The sequence below is a fragment of the Allobosea sp. GW822-FHT05A11 genome (genome assembly GCF_058800455.1).
The window spans coordinates 399,920-416,508 of the sequence record NZ_JBXAMI010000006.1 but is presented as its reverse complement, the minus strand read 5'-3'; the positions used below and the strand labels follow the sequence as shown (position 1 = coordinate 416,508).

Sequence of the window (16,589 nt, the reverse complement as noted above, 5' to 3'; positions counted from 1 at the left end):
GCGACGCGGGCGAGAAGCGGAGCGATCTGGTCGGTCTGGCTGATGGTTGCCTCCCCGCTCCGGTCCGGTGAAAGGGAACGCCGCGCGCCCGGATGGGCGCGCGGCGTTCCGGGATGGCTTACTTGGCGGCGATGACCGCGATCTCGACCGTGAACTGCGGCGCGGCGAGCTTGGCCTCGACGGTGGCGCGGCCCGGCGTGGAGCCGGCGACGACCCACTTGTCCCAGACGGCGTTCATCTCGGCGAAGGTCGAGATGTCGGAGAGCCAGATGTTGACCATCAGCAGCTTCGTCTTGTCGGTGCCGGCCTCGGCCAGGAGGCCGTCGATGATGCCGAGGATTTCCTGGGTCTGCTCGCCGACGCTCTTGCCCGCTGCCTTGTCGCAGACCTGGCCGGCCAGATAGACGGTGTTGCCATGCACGACGGCCTTGGACATACGCGGGCCGACGCCGATACGCTGAATGCTCATAGTCAAATCTCCTTGAACGGACGTCTTCGCTGGTAGCCCGGCCCGGCTGGTTTCGCAAATGCCGGCTGTGCGCCTCCGGGATGGCGGAGCCACATGCCGGAGGCGTCTTCGAGGTGGCGCCCGGTTCAGGCGAGACTGGCCCAACCCGCCCAGAGTGCCGCGTAGCGCCCGGCCTTGCCGATCAGGACGAGGACGGTGAAACGCCAGAACGGATAGTTCAGGGTGCCCGCCGCGAAGGTCAGGGGGTCGCCGACCAGCGGCAGCCAGGCGAATAACAGGGACGGCCAGCCGAAGCGGGCGAACAGGTCCTGCGCCTGGACGAAGCGCTTCGGATCGGGCCGCAGGCGCGCCGGCAACCTGTCGACGCCATGGCGCGCGATCAATCGGCCGAGCCACCAGTTCAGGATCGAACCGGCGGTGTTCGCGAGACTCGCGGTCAGGAACAACGCGAGCGGATCGACGCTTTTCGCCGCGAGCAGCCCGACGAAGACCGCTTCCGATTGCGCCGGCAGCAGGGTCGCGGCGACGAAGGCCGCGCCCGCCATGGCGGCGAGCGCGCCGAAGGCTTCCATCAAAGCCGTCGCAGCGCGACCTGCTGGATGCGATGGCTCGCGCCCTTGGTCAGGATCAGGCTGGCGCGCTGGCGGGTCGGCAGGATGTTGTCCTGGAGGTTCGGCAGGTTGATCCCGGTCCAGAGCTTCTCGGCGATGGCGAGCGCCTCCTCCTCGCCGATCTCCGCATATTTGCGGAAGAACGAGCGCGGGTCGCGGAAGGCCGTCTGGCGCAGCGTCATGAAGCGGTTGACATACCAGCGATGCAGGTCGTTCTCGTCGGCATCGAGATAGACCGAGAAGTCGAAATAATCGGAGACGAAGGGGATCACCGTGCCGTCCTTCGGCATCCGGCTCGGCTGCAGCACGTTCAGCCCTTCGAGGATCAGGATGTCCGGTCGCTCGACCGTCACCGTCTCCCCTGGCACGACGTCGTAGACGAGGTGCGAATAGACGGGTGCGCTCACCCGCGGCTTGCCGGCCTTGACGTCCGAGAGGAAGCGCAGGATCGCCGCGCCGTCATAGCTCTCCGGGAAGCCCTTGCGCTGCATCAGTCCGCGCCGCTCGAGCTCGGCATTGGGCAGGAGGAAACCGTCGGTAGTGACGAGTTCGACCTTCGGCGTGTTCGGCCAGCGCGAGAGCAGCGCCTTGAGCACGCGCGCCGTGGTCGACTTGCCGACCGCGACCGAGCCGGCGACGCCGATGACATAGGGTACCTTCGGCTCGGACTCGGCCATCAGGAAGCGCTGCGTCGCCTTGAACAGCCCTTGCGTCGCTGCGACATAGAGCGAGAGCAGCCGCGACAGCGGCAGGTAGATCGCGACGATCTCGTCGAGCGAGATCGGATCGTTGATCGATTGCAGCTTGGTCAGGTCGTCGACCGAAAGCGTCAGCGGCTGGTCGGCGCGCAGATGCGCCCACTCGTCGCGCGAGAACAGCCGATAGGGCGAGACCAGGTCGCGCTCCGGTGTCGGGATGAGGCGCTGGTCCATGACGCGGCCCGCAATCCAGGCTTCGAGGTTCAAGGGAGGGTCATCCTGCCAGGTCCGTCCTCACGCAACTTAAACCGGCTGATTACCGGGGTCTGGCCGCCTTTTCCGCCAGTCCGGAGCGGGCCGTGCGAGTTTCAAGCTGGCTCAAGACGTCCCGCAATGCAACATCGCGCGACTTGAGCACGACCAAAAGATGATAGAGCACGTCGGCGCTTTCGGCGATCAGCTCGACGCGGTTGCCCTTCACGGCGGCGATGACGGCCTCGACCGCCTCTTCGCCGAATTTCTTGGCCGCGCGCTCGGGCCCGGCGGCGAGCAGCTTCGCCGTCCAGGATTCCTCGGGCGAGGCGCTCGCGCGCTCGGCGATGCGGGCTTCGAGATCGGAGAGGGTGAAGCCAGCCATCTCAATCCTGCCTCATCCTGAGGCCGGCTTCCGCCATATGCGCCTTGGCCTGGCCGATCGTGTAGGTGCCGAAATGGAAGATCGAGGCGGCGAGCACGGCCGAGGCATGGCCTTGCGCGACGCCGGCGACGAGATCGTCGAGATCGCCGACGCCGCCTGACGCGATCACCGGGACCGGGACCGCATCCGCGATCGCCCGCGTCAGGCCGAGATCGTAGCCGACCTTGGTGCCGTCGCGGTCCATCGAGGTGACCAGCAACTCTCCGGCACCGAGCGAGACGACCTCGCGGGCGAAGGCGACGGCCTCGATGCCGGTGGCGTTGCGCCCGCCATGGGTGAAGATCTCCCAGCGGCCGGGCGTGACCTGCTTGGCGTCGATCGCGACCGTGATGCACTGCGCGCCGAATTTCTCGGCCGCTTCCCTGACGAACTGGCGGTTGGTCACGGCTGCCGTGTTGATCGAGACCTTGTCGGCGCCGGCGAGGAGCAGTGCCCGGATATCCTCGACCTTGCGCACGCCGCCGCCGACGGTGAGCGGCATGAAGCAGGCTTCGGCCGTGCGGGTGACCACGTCGAACAGGATGCCGCGATCCTCGTGGCTCGCGGTGATGTCGAGGAAGCAGAGCTCGTCGGCGCCGGCCGCGTCATAGGCTTTGGCAGCCTCGACGGGATCGCCGGCATCGACGAGGTCGAGGAACTTGACGCCCTTGACGACGCGGCCGTCCTTGACGTCGAGGCAGGGGATGATGCGGGTCTTCAGGGTCATCGGCGGCAACGCTGTCCTGCGGGCGCAGGGTGGATTGATCGCAAACCGCAACCCTGCTCTGCTGGCGGCGACTGATAGCAGTCCAAAGAGGGGAGTTCCATGGCTATTGCATCGATGATCCGCCGAGCCGGAATTGCCGCCGGCCTGGCTTTCGCAGCCATTACGGGCGCGCAGGCGCAGACGGCGCCGAGCCTGCTCGACACCGTCCAGAGCCGCGGCGCTCTGCAGGTCTGCACCACCGGCGACTACAAGCCCTTCACCCTGGCGAAGGACGGCTCCTTCGAGGGCATCGACATCGAGCTGGCGAAATCGCTCGCCAAGGCGCTCGGCGTCGAGGCCAAGTTCGTCCAGACGAAATGGGCCGATCTCCTCACCGATATGGGCTCGGGCAAATGCGACGTCGCGATGGGCGGCATCTCGGTGACGCTCGACCGGCAGAAGAAGGTGTTCTTCTCCTCGCCCTATCTCGTCAACGGCAAGGCGCCGATCGTGCGCTGTGCGGACAAGGCGAAATTCCAGACGGTCGCCGATATCGACAAGCCGGAGACCCGCGTCATCGTCAATCCCGGCGGCACCAACGAGCGTTTCGTGCGCGCCAATTTCAAGCATGCCAAGATCGAGGTCTTCCCGGACAACGTCACGATCTTCAACGAGATCCTCGCGGGCAAGGCCGACCTGATGATCGCCGAGTCGATCGAGGTGAAGGTGCAGGAGAAGGCCAAGCCCGGCCTCTGCGCCGTCAATCCCGACGAGCCTCTGCAATATGGCGAGATGGGCTACATGCTTCCGCGTGGCGACGCGACCTTCAAGGGCTTCGTCGACCAGTGGCTGCACCTCGCCAAGGCCACCGGCGAATTCGCGAAGATCTACGACCAGTTCGTGCGCTGAGCGCAAGAGCGATTGCCGCTGCCGTCATTCTCGGGCGCCGCAGAGCGGCGACCCGGGAATCTCTTGCAGGATGAGACACCCTTCCGTCCTGAGATGCTCGGGTCAAGCCCGAGCATGACGGGGTGCTTACGCCGCCAGCCGCTTCAGCGCCGCCGCCGGATCGATGCGCCCGTCATAGAGCGCCCGGCCCGTGATCGCACCTTCGAGGATCGCGGCATCATCGGCGCAGAGGCGCTCGATATCGGCCATCGAAGCCAGTCCGCCGGAGGCGATCACTGGAATCGAGACGGCCTGCGCGAGCGCGATCGTACCCTCCCAGTTGATGCCCTGCAGCATGCCGTCACGGGCGATGTCGGTGTAGACGATCGCGGCGACGCCGGCATCCTCGAAGCGCTTGCCGAGATCGGCCGCCGCCAGCGAGGAGGTCTCGGCCCAGCCTTCCACGGCCACGAAGCCGTCGCGCGCATCGATTCCAACCGCGACCTGCCCTGGAAATGCCTTCGCCGCCTCGCGCACGAAGCCGGGATCGCGCACCGCCGCCGTACCGATGATGACGCGGCGGATGCCCTTATCGAGCCAGCCCGCGACCGTCTTCATGTCGCGGATGCCGCCGCCGAGCTGCACCGGAAACGCCACGCGCTTGAGGATCGCCTCGACCGCGGCCGCGTTCATCGGCTTGCCGGCGAAGGCGCCGTCGAGATCGACGACATGCAGCCACTGGAAGCCCTGGGACTCGAACTCGGCCGCCTGCGCGGCCGGGTCGTCGTTGAAGACCGTGGCTTGCGCCATGTCGCCCTGCTTCAGCCGGACGCAGCGGCCTTCCTTCAGGTCGATCGCGGGGAAGAGGATCATGGTGCCCAGCTCAGGAAATTCGTGATGAGCTTCAGCCCCAGCTTCTGGCTCTTCTCGGGGTGGAATTGCGTGCCGGCGACATTGCCATGCGCGACCATCGCGGTCACCGGCCCGCCATGCTCGGTCAGAGCCAGCACGTCCTGCGGGCGTTCAGCCGCCAGTGCATAGGAATGCACGAAATAGGCGTGCAGCCCCTGCGGGCCGGTCTCGATGCCGTCCAGCAGCGGATGCTCGTCCTGCTTGTGCAGGGTGTTCCAGCCCATATGCGGGATCTTGAGGGCGTCGTCCGTCGGCTTGATCAGCGTGACGTCGCCCGGAATCCAGCCGAGGCCCTCCGTCACCGTGTATTCCAGCCCGCGCGAGGCGAGGAGCTGCATGCCGACGCAGATGCCGAGAAAGGGCCGGCCCTTGCCCCGCACCACCTCCTCCAGCGTCTCGACCATGCCGGGCACGGCATCGAGCCCGCGCCGGCAATCGGCGAAGGCGCCGACGCCCGGCAGCACGATCCGGTCGGCCGCGCGCACGATGTCGGTGTCGCTGGTGACATGGATGGTCGAGGGAATCCCGGCTTCCGCCGCAGCCCGCTCGAAGGCCTTCGCGGCCGAGTGCAGGTTGCCCGAGCCGTAATCGATGATCGCGACGCTCTGGCTCATCGGCCCCGGGCCTCCGGGAACAGGCCGATGATCGGCAGCGGCCCGCTTGGCCGCGCTATAGCGGCGGGAGTAGCGGCCTCGACGCGCGGCAGCGTGGTTTCGCCGGCGAGCGCCCGCTCGAAATAGCGGCGCTCGGCCTCGGCCAGGTTGCGGGCCTCGACGACATCGGTGAGCCGCCAGCCCTGGCGGGTCAGCTTGCGAAGGACGAGGTTATGGCCCTCGATGCCGAGGAACAGCGCGATCGACCAGTAGATCAGCGAGAGCGCGCTGGCATGCAGGCCGAAGCGGCTGTTCAGCCAGATCAACAGGCCCCAGACCAGCACGAACAGCAGCGTCGCCAGCCAGAGCCGCTTGCCCAGCAGCCAGAGGCCGGTGAACAGGAAGGCGCCCCAGGCGAAACGCTCGGGGACGAGCCGTGCCCGTTCGATCTCCTCGCGCCGGTCGCTTCCGTCGGGCGGCGGCGTCATGACGGTGTAGAATGCCATCGAGACCTCCTACAGCGCGCCCTTGGTCGAGGGCACGCGGTCGCCCTCGCGCGGATCGACATCGAGCGCCTGCCGCAGCGCCCGCGCCAGCCCCTTGAAGCAGCTCTCGGCGATATGGTGGGCGTTGTCGCCGTAGAGCGTCTCGACATGGAGCGTGATGCCGGCATTGATCGCGAAGGCCTGGAAGAACTCGCGCACTAGCTCGGTGTCGAAGGTGCCGATCTTCTGCGCCTTGAATTCCGTACGGAAGACCAGGAACGGCCGGCCGGAGACGTCGACGGCGACGCGCGTCAGTGTCTCGTCCATCGGCAGATGCACGTCGGCATAGCGGCGGATGCCTTTCTTGGTGCCGAGCGCCTGTCTCAGCGCCTCGCCCATGGCGATGCCGGCATCCTCGACCGAATGGTGGTCGTCGATATGGGTGTCGCCCTTCACCTTGACCGTGAGGTCGATCAGCGAATGGCGGGCGAAGAGGTCGAGCATATGGTCGAAGAAGCCGACGCCGGTGGCGATCTCGGCCTTGCCGGTGCCGTCGATCAGGAGCGAGACCGCGATATCGGTCTCGTTGGTGCGGCGCTTCACTTCGCCCGAACGCATGCTGGCCTCTCAAGCCTTGGCGGGAAAGGCCCCGCTTTAGCAGGGGCGGGCGGGGATGGCCACTGGTGAAGGCCCGAACCAGCCCCGCGGCCGGCTCAAACCTTCGCCAGCGCCTGTTCCAGGTCAGCGATCAGGTCGTCATGGTGCTCCAGCCCGATCGAGAGGCGGATCAGCCCGTCGCTGACGCCCATCGCGGCGCGCACCTCCGGCGTGAAGCGCTGATGCGTCGTCGTCGCCGGGTGGACGATCAGGCTCTTGGCGTCGCCGAGATTGTTCGAGATGCGGATCAGCTTGCAGGCGTCGAGCAGGCGATAGGCGCCGGCCTTGCCGCCGGGAACCTCGAAGGCGATCATGGTCGAGGGGCCGCTCATCTGGCGCTTGATGATCTCGGCCTGCGGATGGCTCTTGTGGCCGGGGAAGATCACCTTGGTCGGCTTGCTCTGCGCCGCCAGCCAGTCGGCGACCTTGGTCGCGTTCTCAGCCTGCTTGCCGACGCGCAAAGGCAGCGTCTCCAGCGCCTTCAGCATCACCCAGGCATTGAAGGGCGAGAGCACCGGGCCGGTCTGGCGCAGGAAATTCTGGATATCGGCCTCGATCAATTCCTTCGAGCCGAGGATCAGCCCGCCGAGGCAGCGGCCCTGGCCGTCGATATGCTTGGTCGCGGAATAGACGACGATGTCGGCGCCGAGCTCGAGCGGGCGCTGGAAGAGCGGCGTGGCGAAGACATTGTCGACGACGAGCCTGGCGCCGGCCTGTTTCGCCACCTCTGCGATGGCTGCGATGTCGAGCACTTCGAGCGTTGGGTTGGCCGGTGATTCCAGGAAGAACAGCTTGGTATTGGGCCGCACAGCCTTGCGCCAGGCCTCGATATCGGAGCCCTCGACCAGCGTGGTCTCGACGCCGTAGCGCGGCAGGTGATCCTCGATGATGTAGCGACAGGAGCCGAACAGCGCGCTTGCCGCGACCACGTGGTCGCCGGCCCGCACCGGCGCCATCATCGCCGCTGTCACGGCTGCCATGCCGGTCGCGGTGGCGCGGCAGGCCTCGGCGCCCTCGAAGGAGGCCATGCGCTCCTCCAGCATCGCCGTCGTCGGGTTGCCGAGCCGGCCGTACTGAAAACCGGGATCGGTGTTCAGGAAGCGGCCCTCGGCCTGCGCGGCGTTGTCGTAGACATGGCCCTGCGTCAGGAACAGCGCTTCCGACGTCTCGCCGAACTGCGATCGCAGGATGCCGTCATGGACGAGGCGGGTCTCGGGGTGCAGCTTGGCTGCGGCTTTGTCCGGTGCCGGCATGGAACTCTCGATCCGTTCTTTATAACGGACAGGAGCAGTATCAGCTCGCAGAGGGTTCGTAAAGAAGAACGAAATTTCCTTTGGAAGGAACCTGAGCCGGAGGAAATGCCTCTCGCTCAGCCGTGCCCGTCGCCGAGGCGTCCGAGCGGCCTGAGGAAGCCGGTGAGATCGGCCGTGACATGGTGGACATGCCCGGCATCGATGGCGGCCTGCTCCCAGGCTTCCCGGAACGGATCGGGCGTCTTGGGGATGATCAGCACGGTCTTCATGCCCAATGCGCTCGGCACGATCAGGTTCTTCTCGATATCCTCGAACATCGCCGCGCGGCCGGGATCGACGGAGTGCTTGGCGAGAAAATTCTCATAGGTCGCGCGCTCGGGCTTCGGCAGGAATCCGGCATGGACGATGTCGAAGATATCCTCGAACTGGTCGAGGATGCCGAGCTTTCCGGCGACATTCTTTGCGTGGCCGACGGAACCGTTGGTCAGGATCAGCTTGCGGCCCGGCAGCGCCGCGAGCGCCGCCCCGAGGGCCGGGTCCGGCTCGAGCAGCGTCAGGTCGATATCATGGGCGAAATCGAGGAATCGGTCGGGGTCGATCTGATGCTCTTCCATCAGCCCCTTCAGGGTCGTGCCGTAGCGATGGTAATAATACTGCCGCAGCGCGTGCGAGGACAGGCCGTCGAGCCCGAAAAGGTCCTGCAGGAACAGCGTGATGCGCTCGTTGACCTGCGGCCAGACGCGGCTCTCATGCGAGTACAGCGTATTGTCGAGATCGAAGATCCAGTGATCGACATGGGCGAAGCCTTCCGCCGTCAGGGGCGGGGTCGCGGCAGGGGTATCGGCAAGAATTGTCATTGGACTCCGTGATGTGGCGAGCCGGAGTCTGCCTCGCAAGTCCTTGGTGGGGTCTTAATCGCGGGCGCGCTTGCTCCCGTCATGGTCGGGCTTGACCCGGCCATCTCGGAAACCAGCATGCTCTGGTCATGAGGTTCTCGGGTCGAAGCTGAAGCTTCGCCCGAGAATGACGTCTCTCAACGCCGGATGATGGTGCCGGCGCCGGTATCGGTGAAGAGCTCGATCAGCGCCGCATGCGGCACCTTGCCGTCGAGGATGACGACCGCTTCCACGCCCTTCTCCAGCGCGTAGATGCAGGTCTCGATCTTCGGGATCATGCCGCCCGAGATCGTGCCGTCGGCGATCAGGTGGCGGCATTCCTCGACCGTGAGCTCGGGGATGAGCTGCTTGTCCTTGTTCAGGACGCCCGGCACGTCGGTGAGCAGCAGCAGGCGCTTGGCGTTGAGCGCGCCCGCGATGGCGCCGGCGAAGGTGTCGGCATTGACGTTGTAGGTCTGGCCGTCGGCGGCGGCGCAGACCGGCGCCAGCACCGGGATCAATTCGGCCTTCAGCACCGCGTCGAGCACGGTGGTGTTGACCTTCTCGGGCTCGCCGACGAAGCCGAGGTCGAGGATTTCCTCGATCTTGGAATCGGGATCGACGACGGTGCGGGTCACCTTGCGGGCGGTGACCATGTTGCCATCCTTGCCGCAGAGCCCGATGGCGCGCCCGCCCTCGCGGGTGATGTAGCCGACGATCTCCTTGTTGACCGAGCCGGCCAGCACCATCTCGACGACCTCGACGGTCGCCTCGTCGGTGACGCGCAGGCCCTGCTTGAACTCGGACTGAATGCCTAGCTTCTTCAGCATCGCCGCGATCTGCGGGCCGCCGCCATGGCAGACGACCGGCTTCAGGCCGGACTGCTCGAGCAGCACGATGTCCTCGGCGAAATCCTCGGCGGTCGCGGCATCGCCCATGGCGTTGCCGCCATACTTGATGACGATGATCTCCTGGTCGTAGCGCTGCATATGCGGCAGGGCTTGGACCAGCAATTCGGCGGATTGCGACGGCGTCAGATGGGGATGGTCGGTCATTCGGGCAGGCTCCGCGCGGCCGCAAGGACAGATGCGGGGCGCTTCTAGCTCAAGATCGACCGAGGCGGAAGAACGCTGACGCCGTTCAGCTGCGCTTCGCCGTCACGGCAGCGACCGCAAGCCCGAGCCAGCCAGCGAGCATGAACCAGCCGCCTGTCGGCGCCGCGCGCGGAAACAGCGCTTCGCCGCCAAAACCGCGCCGGGCGAGATCGGTCGCGAACAGGGCGGCGCCGACCATGATCGCCGAGAGTGCGATCCGCGCCAGCAGGTCATGGAGATGCCCGCCCTTGCGCGCCGCGGTGGCGCCGATGACGACGGAGGCATGGAACAGCAGCATCTGGCCGGCGGTCTGGACATGACCGGGATCGACGGCGACATGGGCCGCTGCCGCCAGCAAGGCGACGCCGGCGAAGCCCATCAGCGCGGCGAGAGCCAGATGAAGGCGGGTCGCGGTCATGGCGCTCAGGCGCGCTCCGCCAGAACCCGGCCGATCGCGGCGCGGAATTCCGGCATGCCGGCGCCCGTCTCGCTGGAGGTCAGCAGCACCTCGGGGAAGGCGGCCGGGCGGCGCTTGATCTCGTCGAACGTGGCTTCGGTCATGAATGTCTGGTCGGCCGGCTTCAGGGCGTCGCCCTTGGTCAGCACGACCTGGTAGGACACGGCGGCCTTGTCGAGCGTCTCCAGCACGGCGCCGTCGACATCCTTGATGCCGTGGCGGGCGTCGATCAGCACATAGACGCGCATCAGGTTGGCGCGGCCGCGCAGATAGTCGTGGATCAGCCGGGTCCAGGCCGCGACCTTCTCCTTGCCGACGGCGGCATAGCCGTAGCCGGGCATGTCGACGATGGTCGGCGCATGGAGCGAATAAACCGGAACCGGCTTTTCGCGCGAGCGCTTGCTGCCTTGAGATCCCGCCCCGACGGGCTCCTCGTGCTCGACCTGCCGGAAGAAGTTGAGTTGCTGCGTCCGGCCGGGCGTATGCGAGGTCCGCGCCAGCGCGTTGCGCCGCGTCAGCGCGTTGATCAGGCTCGACTTGCCGACATTGGAGCGCCCGGCGAAGGCGATCTCCTGGCCGACCATCGGCGGCAGATCGTCGATCTTGGTCGAGGCCCAGACGAAATCCCACGGCCCTTCGAAGAGCTTGCGGGCGGCCTCGATCTCCTCGGCGTCATAGGGCTTGGTCGTCGATGTGGTCATGTTTCCCTGCCTACACGGCCCGGCGCAGCGCGTCGATATCGGCGCCCTGGATCGCGTCGATATGGCGCGCGATCTTGTCGGCGTCCCAGTCCCACCAGCGGATCGCCAGCAGCTCGGTCACGATCTCGGGCGGAAAGCGCATCTTCACGACGCGGCCGGGATTGCCGGCGACGACCGCATAGGGTGGCACGTCCTTGGTCACCTGCGCCCGCGTGCCGATGATCGCGCCGTCGCCGATCGTCACGCCCGGCATGATCACCGCCTCGCGCCCGATCCAGACATCGTTGCCGATCACCATGTCGCCGCGGTTGTTCGGGCCGGGCCGCTTCAGGCTCTCGGGATCGCCGAGGCCGAACATCTGGAAGGGAAAGGTCGAGAAGCCGCCGATCGGATGGTTGGCACCATTCATGATGAACTGTGCCGCCTGCGCGATCGCGACGAATTTCCCGATGACCAGGCGGTCGCCGATGAAGTCGAAATGGTAGCGCACGCAGCGGGCGACGAAATGCTCCGGCCCGCGCGAGTCATCATAGTAGCTGTAGTCGCCGACCGCGATCAGCGGATGGTCGACCACCGCCTTCAGGAAGGCCGTGCCCTTCCAGCCGGGGATCGGATGGCGCGTGCTCGGATCGGGCAATGGCATCGGGGCGATGGCCTTCAAAAGCGAAGGGCGGGAAACCCCGCCCTTCGATCTCTCACTTCTTGTTGGTATTGGCGGGGCTGGGCGCGCCGCCGGCAGTCGCCGGCTTCTTCTTGCCGAACATGCCCTTGAGGTTGTCGAACAGCTCGATCTTCACCCCGTTCTTTCGCATGATGAAGCCCTGCTGGGTCACCGAGAGCAGGTTGTTCCAGCTCCAGTAGATCACCAGGCCGGCCGGGAACGAGCCGAGCAGGAAGGTGAAGAACACCGGCATCCAGGTGAACATCATCTTCTGCACCGGGTCCGGCGGCTCCGGGTTCATCTTCATCTGGATGAACATCGTGATGCCCATGATGATCGGCCACAGGCCGAGATGCAGCATGGCCGGCGGGGTGAAGGGCAAGAGCCCGAACAGGTTGAACAGGTTCGTCGGGTCCGGCGCGGCGAGATCGTGGATCCAGCCGAAGAACGGCGCGTGCCGCATCTCGATGGTGATGAACAGGATCTTGTAGAGCGCGAAGAACACCGGAATCTGCAGCAGCACCGGCCAGCAGCCGGCGACCGGGTTGATCTTCTGCGTCTTGTACAGCTCCATCAGAGCCTGCTGCTGCTTCATCTTGTCGTCGGCATAGCGCTCGCGGATCGCCGTCATTTCCGGCTGGAGCGCCTTCATCTTCGCCATCGAGGCGTAGGATTTGTTGGCGAGCGGGAAGAACAGGCCCTTGAGCAGCACCGTGACGATCAGGATCGCGACGCCGAAATTGCCGACATGCTTGTAGATCCAGTCGAGCACGAAGAAGAGCGGCTTGGTGAAGAAATAGAACCAGCCCCAGTCGATCAGCAGGTCGAAGCGCTTGATCTGTTGGCTTTCCTCATAGCCGTTGATCGCCGCGACCTCCTTGGCGCCGGCGAACAGCCGGGCGTTGGAGGAGGCGGTGGCACCCGGCGCGACCGCGACGCTCTCGCCGAGGAAATCGGCCTGGTAGGTATGGCCGGTACTGGTCTGGACCGAGGAATAACGGCCTTCGTATTTGCGCTGCTGGTCGGGGACGACCGCGGCGGCCCAGTATTTGTCGGTGATCCCGACGAAGCCGCCGACCGCATCCTTCCAGGTCTTGCCTGTCGTGCCCGGCGAGAGCAGCGGTTCCTTGTCGAGCTTGTCGTAGGTGTATTCCTGCAGGCCCTGCTCGCCGAGATAGCCGACCAGGCCCTCATGCAGGACGTAGTAGCCGAGCGTATGCGGCTTGCCGTGGCGGACGATCTGGCCGTACGGGAACAGGGTCACGGCGGCGCTGCCCTTGTTCTCGACCTCGTCGCGGATCGTGAACATGGCGTTGTCGTCGACGCTGATGATGCGCTTGAAGGTCAGGCCCTGGCCATTGTCCCAGCTCAGCGTCACCGGCTTGGCCGCGTTCAGCACCTGGTTGTCGGCGGTCCAGACCGTCGTGGCGTTCGGAAGCGCCACCGTCGTCCCGGGGGGCGCGACCCAGCCGAAATCGGAATAGTAGGCGTCCGGGCCGCCGAGCGGCGAGAGCAGCACGATGTTCGCGCTCTTCGGGTCGACGGTCTCGTGATAGGCCTTGAGCGAGACGTCGTCGATGCGTGCGCCGGTCAGCGAGAGCGAGCCGGCGATCTTGGGCGTATCGATCTTGACGCGCGGGCCTGCCGCCAGCGCCTGCTCGCGGGTGCCGATCTGCTGCGGGGCAGCGGTGCCGGGCGCGGCCGAGCCAGCGGGCTGGCCGGGCGTGGAAGGAGCCGGAGTGGAGCCGGCCGCTGGCGCCTGCTGGCTCTGGGCCTGCTGGGTCTGCTGCGCGATCTGCTTCTGCTTTTCCATCTGCGGCACGCCGTAGAAGAACTGCCAGCCGAGCAGCACGACCACGGACATGACGATCGCGAGAAGCAGATTGCGGTTGTCTTCTTTCATCATGGTCGGAAACAGATCTCGCTTGGTCCGGCAGGAGCGCGGCGGGGTCAGGCTTGCGAAGGCGCCCCGCGCTTGGGAAGCGGGCGGCGCCTGTCGGCAAAGGTTGCTTCACGCGGCTTGTGAGGCTTTGCCCGATCGATGGCAATCGAAAGATCGGCGACGAGCGTCTTAAATTGCGCGGTCAGCACGTCGGAGCGTGCGACGACCACGATGTCGCAGGGGCGTTCGGACTGGCTGGCGAGGGCCTGTTTGGCCGCTTCGCGCAGGCGCCGGCGGATGCGGTTGCGCTTTACGGCATTGCCGGTCTTGCGCGAGGCGGTCAGGCCGAGCCTCAAGGCCACGGGTCCGCCGTCCTTGCGGGGCTCATCGGGCGCGGCGTCGCGCACCTGGGCCATGAAGGCGGACGAACGAAAGCGGCGGCCGTGTTCGGCCGCCGCCAGAAATTCTTTGCGTTGTGTCAGGCGGGCGAGGCGCATGGCGATTGGCCCGTCTTCCCGAACCGGCGCGCTGTCGTCACGCGCCAGGGCTCGTCAGGCCGACAGGCGCTTGCGGCCGTGAGCGCGGCGAGCGGCGATGACCTTGCGGCCACCCTTGGTCGCCATGCGAGCGCGATAGCCGTGGCGGCGCTTGCGAACCAGCTTGCTGGGTTGATAGGTTCTTTTCACGGTCCGTCTCCGGGGCCTTTATGAGCACGACGGCCGCGGCTTTCCCAGGGAAAGCATGGCCAACCGAGCCTGTCATGCGATAAGGGTCGGCGCCGCCTTTCGGCTGCGCAGGTGGCGGGCTTATGACGGATGGACGACACCAAGTCAACGCCAAACTGGCAAGCTTGGCGCCGACTGCGACGAAGCTTCGCGCCGCTGCGATGCCGGCTTGCGATTCTCGAAGACATCCCCGATATAGCGGGCGGGAGGTTGGCGAGGGACGTCTCACTCGCCAACCGGGTCAGGTCCGGAAGGAAGCAGCCCTAACGAGACCGAACGGGTCTTCGTCCAGCCTCCCACCTTATGCGCGTATGAAAGCGCCGGACCGAAGCACGGGACCGGCGCTGCGCCATTGACCCTCGCCTCCCGATTGGCGAAACCAGTTTCCATGACCGATCAGATCGACGCCGCCTCTGCTGACGAACCGGGATTCGCCGGGTTCGATCCGGCGCCTGCGCCGCAAGCCGCCGCACCCTATCGCGTGCTCGCGCGAAAATACCGCCCGGCGCATTTCGGTGACCTGATCGGCCAGGAAGCGATGGTGCGCACGCTGACCAACGCCTTCGCGGCCGGCCGCATCCCGCAGGCCTGGATGCTGACCGGCGTGCGCGGCGTCGGCAAGACCACGACCGCCCGCATCCTGGCGCGCGCGCTCAACTTCCAGACGCCCGACGGGCAGGGCGCCCCGACCACCGATCTCCGCGATTTCGGCATCCACTGCCGCGAGATCATCGAGGGGCGCCATATCGACGTGATGGAGATCGACGCCGCCTCCAACAACAGCGTCGACAACATCCGCCAGATCAACGACGCCGTGCGCTATGCGCCGGTTTCGGCGCGCTACAAGGTCTATATCGTCGACGAGGTGCATATGCTCTCGACCGGCGCCTTCAACGCCTTCCTGAAGACGCTGGAGGAGCCGCCGCCGCATGCGAAGTTCATCTTCGCGACGACGGAGATCCGCAAGGTGCCGATCACGGTGCTCTCGCGCTGCCAGCGCTTCGACCTGCGCCGTGTCGAAGCCGATATGCTGGTCGATCATCTCGCGAATATCTGCCGGGCCGAGAGCGTCGATGCCGAGCAGGAGGCGCTCGCGGCGATCGCCCGCGCCGCCGAGGGCTCGGTGCGCGACTCGCTCTCGATCCTCGACCAGGCCATCGCGCATGCGGCCGGCCGGATCACGCTCGATGATATCCGTTCCATGCTCGGCCTCGCCGACAGGGCCCGCGTCATCGATCTCTTCGAGGCCGTGATGAAGGGCGATATCGCCGCGGCGCTCGGCGAATTACGGGCGCAATACGATGCCGGTGCCGATCCGGTCGTGGTGCTGAACGACCTCGCCGAATTCACCCATCTCGTCACCCGCCTGAAGCTCGTGCCCGAGGCGGTGAAGGATAACAGCCTCGCCCAGGCCGAGCGCGTGCGTGGCGGCGATTTCGCCCAGCGCCTCTCGGTCCGCATCCTCGCCCGGACCTGGCAGATGCTGCTCAAGGGCTTGGCCGAGGTGAAGCAGGCCGACCGGCCGGTGATGGCGGCCGAGATGGTGCTCGTCCGCCTCGCGCACGCCGCCGACCTGCCGACGCCGGACGAGGCGCTCAAGATGCTGCGCGACGGCATGGGCTCCGTCCCCGCCGGCAACGGTAATGGCGGCGGCGGCATGTCCCGCCCGCCCTCCGGCGGCGGCAATACCGCGCTCGCCGCCCGTCCGATCCTCGCCAGCGCCAATCCCGCGCCTGCGCCGGTCGCGCGTGCTGTCGCCGCACCGATGGCGATCGTCGCCACGCTGGAGGATGTCGTTGCGCTCGCCTCGCAGCATCGCGACATCACCCTCAAGATCGCGCTGGAGCGCGATATCCGGCCCGTGCGCTTCGAGCCCGGCCGCATCGAATTCTCGCTGGCCGAGGGCGCCTCGCGCACCCTCGCGCAGGACCTGTCGCGCCGCCTCAAGGAATGGACCGGTCAGACCTGGATGGTCGCCGTCGTCAATGGCGAGGGCGGGGCCACCATGCGCGAGCAGGCCGCAGCCGCGAAGGACCAGCGCGAGAACGACGCGGCGGCCCATCCGTCGGTCAAGGCGGTGCTGGAGCGCTTCCCCGGCGCGCGCATCGTCGATGTCCGCGATCCCCGCGCCATCGCCGCCGCCGAAATGGCGGCCGCGACGCCGTCCGAGGACGAATACCTGCCCGATGCCGAGCCGCTGTTCGACGATTCCGAACCGGATTTCGACGGCATCGATTTCTGACGCT

The 16,589-nt window shown here is 66.6% G+C and carries 20 protein-coding genes and 1 other RNA gene; 3 read left to right on the top strand and 18 right to left on the bottom strand.

The features are described from left to right. Positions 1-118: 118 nt before the first annotated feature. The 5 genes from AC1RLU_RS21750 to hisF all read right to left on the bottom strand — a co-directional run bounded on the left by AC1RLU_RS21750 (position 119) and on the right by hisF (position 3,181). Entirely contained in the window at positions 119-469 is a 351-nt protein-coding gene (locus tag AC1RLU_RS21750; RefSeq protein WP_061971022.1) for a RidA family protein, read from the bottom strand. Positions 470-594: 125 nt separating this feature from the next. Continuing rightward, complete coding sequence (locus tag AC1RLU_RS21745; RefSeq protein ID WP_061971020.1) at positions 595-1,041, bottom strand: YqaA family protein; 447 nt, start codon at positions 1,039-1,041, stop codon at positions 595-597. Next, on the bottom strand, positions 1,041-2,012 hold the full coding sequence (coaA, locus tag AC1RLU_RS21740; RefSeq protein WP_061971187.1) for a type I pantothenate kinase: 972 nt from the start codon (positions 2,010-2,012) through the stop codon (positions 1,041-1,043). The genes AC1RLU_RS21745 and coaA overlap by 1 nt, the downstream gene beginning before the upstream one ends. Positions 2,013-2,094: 82 nt before the next feature. Continuing rightward, positions 2,095-2,415: a phosphoribosyl-ATP diphosphatase gene (locus AC1RLU_RS21735; protein WP_492798150.1), complete on the bottom strand. Its 321-nt coding sequence runs from the start codon at positions 2,413-2,415 to the stop codon at positions 2,095-2,097. Between the two features lies 1 nt (position 2,416). Beyond that, positions 2,417-3,181 (bottom strand): imidazole glycerol phosphate synthase subunit HisF, encoded by a 765-nt coding sequence (hisF, locus tag AC1RLU_RS21730; RefSeq protein WP_492798149.1) that lies wholly within the window; start codon positions 3,179-3,181, stop codon positions 2,417-2,419. A gap of 99 nt (positions 3,182-3,280) precedes the next feature. Here hisF and AC1RLU_RS21725 point away from each other — a divergent pair, with 99 nt between their 5' ends. Continuing rightward, positions 3,281-4,069, top strand: a complete 789-nt coding sequence (locus AC1RLU_RS21725) for a transporter substrate-binding domain-containing protein (protein WP_492798147.1) — start codon at positions 3,281-3,283, stop codon at positions 4,067-4,069. 126 nt (positions 4,070-4,195) lie between these two features. Here the strand turns inward: AC1RLU_RS21725 and hisA are convergent, their stop codons facing one another. From hisA to rpmH, 13 genes are all read right to left on the bottom strand, one after another. Beyond that, positions 4,196-4,930 carry a 1-(5-phosphoribosyl)-5-[(5-phosphoribosylamino)methylideneamino]imidazole-4-carboxamide isomerase gene (hisA, locus tag AC1RLU_RS21720; protein WP_185745276.1) on the bottom strand — a complete coding sequence of 245 codons (735 nt, stop codon included), beginning with the start codon at positions 4,928-4,930 and terminating at the stop codon, positions 4,196-4,198. Next, entirely contained in the window at positions 4,918-5,574 is a 657-nt protein-coding gene (gene hisH, locus AC1RLU_RS21715; RefSeq protein ID WP_091857466.1) for an imidazole glycerol phosphate synthase subunit HisH, read from the bottom strand. The genes hisA and hisH overlap by 13 nt, the downstream gene beginning before the upstream one ends. Next, positions 5,571-6,059, bottom strand: a complete 489-nt coding sequence (locus tag AC1RLU_RS21710) for a DUF2628 domain-containing protein (RefSeq protein ID WP_492798146.1) — start codon at positions 6,057-6,059, stop codon at positions 5,571-5,573. Before AC1RLU_RS21710 ends, hisH begins: the two co-directional genes overlap by 4 nt. Before the next feature lie 9 nt (positions 6,060-6,068). Next, positions 6,069-6,656, bottom strand: coding sequence for an imidazoleglycerol-phosphate dehydratase HisB (gene hisB, locus AC1RLU_RS21705; protein ID WP_492798145.1), 588 nt, complete (start codon positions 6,654-6,656; stop codon positions 6,069-6,071). A gap of 95 nt (positions 6,657-6,751) precedes the next feature. Further along, on the bottom strand, positions 6,752-7,948 hold the full coding sequence (gene metZ / locus AC1RLU_RS21700) for an O-succinylhomoserine sulfhydrylase (RefSeq protein ID WP_492798143.1): 1,197 nt from the start codon (positions 7,946-7,948) through the stop codon (positions 6,752-6,754). A 116-nt stretch (positions 7,949-8,064) separates the two neighbouring features. Continuing rightward, on the bottom strand, positions 8,065-8,805 hold the full coding sequence (locus AC1RLU_RS21695) for a pyrimidine 5'-nucleotidase (RefSeq protein WP_091857458.1): 741 nt from the start codon (positions 8,803-8,805) through the stop codon (positions 8,065-8,067). A 176-nt stretch (positions 8,806-8,981) separates the two neighbouring features. Next, entirely contained in the window at positions 8,982-9,878 is an 897-nt protein-coding gene (gene argB, locus AC1RLU_RS21690; RefSeq protein WP_061971004.1) for an acetylglutamate kinase, read from the bottom strand. 85 nt (positions 9,879-9,963) lie between these two features. Next, positions 9,964-10,335, bottom strand: a complete 372-nt coding sequence (locus AC1RLU_RS21685; protein ID WP_492798141.1) for a DUF423 domain-containing protein — start codon at positions 10,333-10,335, stop codon at positions 9,964-9,966. A gap of 5 nt (positions 10,336-10,340) precedes the next feature. Continuing rightward, complete coding sequence (locus tag AC1RLU_RS21680) at positions 10,341-11,075, bottom strand: GTP-binding protein (RefSeq protein ID WP_492798140.1); 735 nt, start codon at positions 11,073-11,075, stop codon at positions 10,341-10,343. A 10-nt stretch (positions 11,076-11,085) separates the two neighbouring features. Further along, positions 11,086-11,718 carry a CatB-related O-acetyltransferase gene (locus AC1RLU_RS21675; protein WP_492798139.1) on the bottom strand — a complete coding sequence of 211 codons (633 nt, stop codon included), beginning with the start codon at positions 11,716-11,718 and terminating at the stop codon, positions 11,086-11,088. Positions 11,719-11,770: 52 nt separating this feature from the next. After that, a complete protein-coding gene (gene yidC, locus AC1RLU_RS21670) occupies positions 11,771-13,639 on the bottom strand; it encodes a membrane protein insertase YidC (protein ID WP_492798228.1) in 1,869 nt (622 codons plus the stop codon). Between the two features lie 47 nt (positions 13,640-13,686). After that, a complete protein-coding gene (rnpA, locus tag AC1RLU_RS21665; protein ID WP_091857454.1) occupies positions 13,687-14,115 on the bottom strand; it encodes a ribonuclease P protein component in 429 nt (142 codons plus the stop codon). A 54-nt stretch (positions 14,116-14,169) separates the two neighbouring features. After that, positions 14,170-14,304 (bottom strand): 50S ribosomal protein L34, encoded by a 135-nt coding sequence (gene rpmH / locus AC1RLU_RS21660; protein WP_038364779.1) that lies wholly within the window; start codon positions 14,302-14,304, stop codon positions 14,170-14,172. A gap of 243 nt (positions 14,305-14,547) precedes the next feature. Here rpmH and ffs point away from each other — a divergent pair. Then, positions 14,548-14,644, top strand: an RNA gene (ffs, locus tag AC1RLU_RS21655) — signal recognition particle sRNA small type. Between the two features lie 87 nt (positions 14,645-14,731). After that, entirely contained in the window at positions 14,732-16,585 is a 1,854-nt protein-coding gene (locus AC1RLU_RS21650) for a DNA polymerase III subunit gamma/tau (protein ID WP_492798137.1), read from the top strand. The last annotated feature ends 4 nt before the right edge of the window (positions 16,586-16,589 follow it).

Excerpts from the sequence above, each read along its gene's own strand:
- AC1RLU_RS21650 (WP_492798137.1), top strand. The coding sequence starts at position 14,732 with ATGACCGATCAGATCGACGCCGCCTCTGCTGACGAACCGGGATTCGCC.
- rnpA (WP_091857454.1), bottom strand. The coding sequence starts at position 14,115 with ATGCGCCTCGCCCGCCTGACACAACGCAAAGAATTTCTGGCGGCGGCC.
- AC1RLU_RS21680 (WP_492798140.1), bottom strand. The coding sequence starts at position 11,075 with ATGACCACATCGACGACCAAGCCCTATGACGCCGAGGAGATCGAGGCC.
- coaA (WP_061971187.1), bottom strand. The coding sequence starts at position 2,012 with ATGGACCAGCGCCTCATCCCGACACCGGAGCGCGACCTGGTCTCGCCC.
- AC1RLU_RS21745 (WP_061971020.1), bottom strand. The coding sequence starts at position 1,041 with ATGGAAGCCTTCGGCGCGCTCGCCGCCATGGCGGGCGCGGCCTTCGTC.
- hisH (WP_091857466.1), bottom strand. The coding sequence starts at position 5,574 with ATGAGCCAGAGCGTCGCGATCATCGATTACGGCTCGGGCAACCTGCAC.
- metZ (WP_492798143.1), bottom strand. The coding sequence starts at position 7,948 with ATGCCGGCACCGGACAAAGCCGCAGCCAAGCTGCACCCCGAGACCCGC.
- argB (WP_061971004.1), bottom strand. The coding sequence starts at position 9,878 with ATGACCGACCATCCCCATCTGACGCCGTCGCAATCCGCCGAATTGCTG.
- AC1RLU_RS21695 (WP_091857458.1), bottom strand. The coding sequence starts at position 8,805 with ATGACAATTCTTGCCGATACCCCTGCCGCGACCCCGCCCCTGACGGCG.
- hisF (WP_492798149.1), bottom strand. The coding sequence starts at position 3,181 with ATGACCCTGAAGACCCGCATCATCCCCTGCCTCGACGTCAAGGACGGC.
- hisB (WP_492798145.1), bottom strand. The coding sequence starts at position 6,656 with ATGCGTTCGGGCGAAGTGAAGCGCCGCACCAACGAGACCGATATCGCG.
- AC1RLU_RS21685 (WP_492798141.1), bottom strand. The coding sequence starts at position 10,335 with ATGACCGCGACCCGCCTTCATCTGGCTCTCGCCGCGCTGATGGGCTTC.
- AC1RLU_RS21750 (WP_061971022.1), bottom strand. The coding sequence starts at position 469 with ATGAGCATTCAGCGTATCGGCGTCGGCCCGCGTATGTCCAAGGCCGTC.
- yidC (WP_492798228.1), bottom strand. The coding sequence starts at position 13,639 with ATGAAAGAAGACAACCGCAATCTGCTTCTCGCGATCGTCATGTCCGTG.
- AC1RLU_RS21675 (WP_492798139.1), bottom strand. The coding sequence starts at position 11,718 with ATGCCATTGCCCGATCCGAGCACGCGCCATCCGATCCCCGGCTGGAAG.
- AC1RLU_RS21735 (WP_492798150.1), bottom strand. The coding sequence starts at position 2,415 with ATGGCTGGCTTCACCCTCTCCGATCTCGAAGCCCGCATCGCCGAGCGC.
- AC1RLU_RS21725 (WP_492798147.1), top strand. The coding sequence starts at position 3,281 with ATGGCTATTGCATCGATGATCCGCCGAGCCGGAATTGCCGCCGGCCTG.
- AC1RLU_RS21710 (WP_492798146.1), bottom strand. The coding sequence starts at position 6,059 with ATGGCATTCTACACCGTCATGACGCCGCCGCCCGACGGAAGCGACCGG.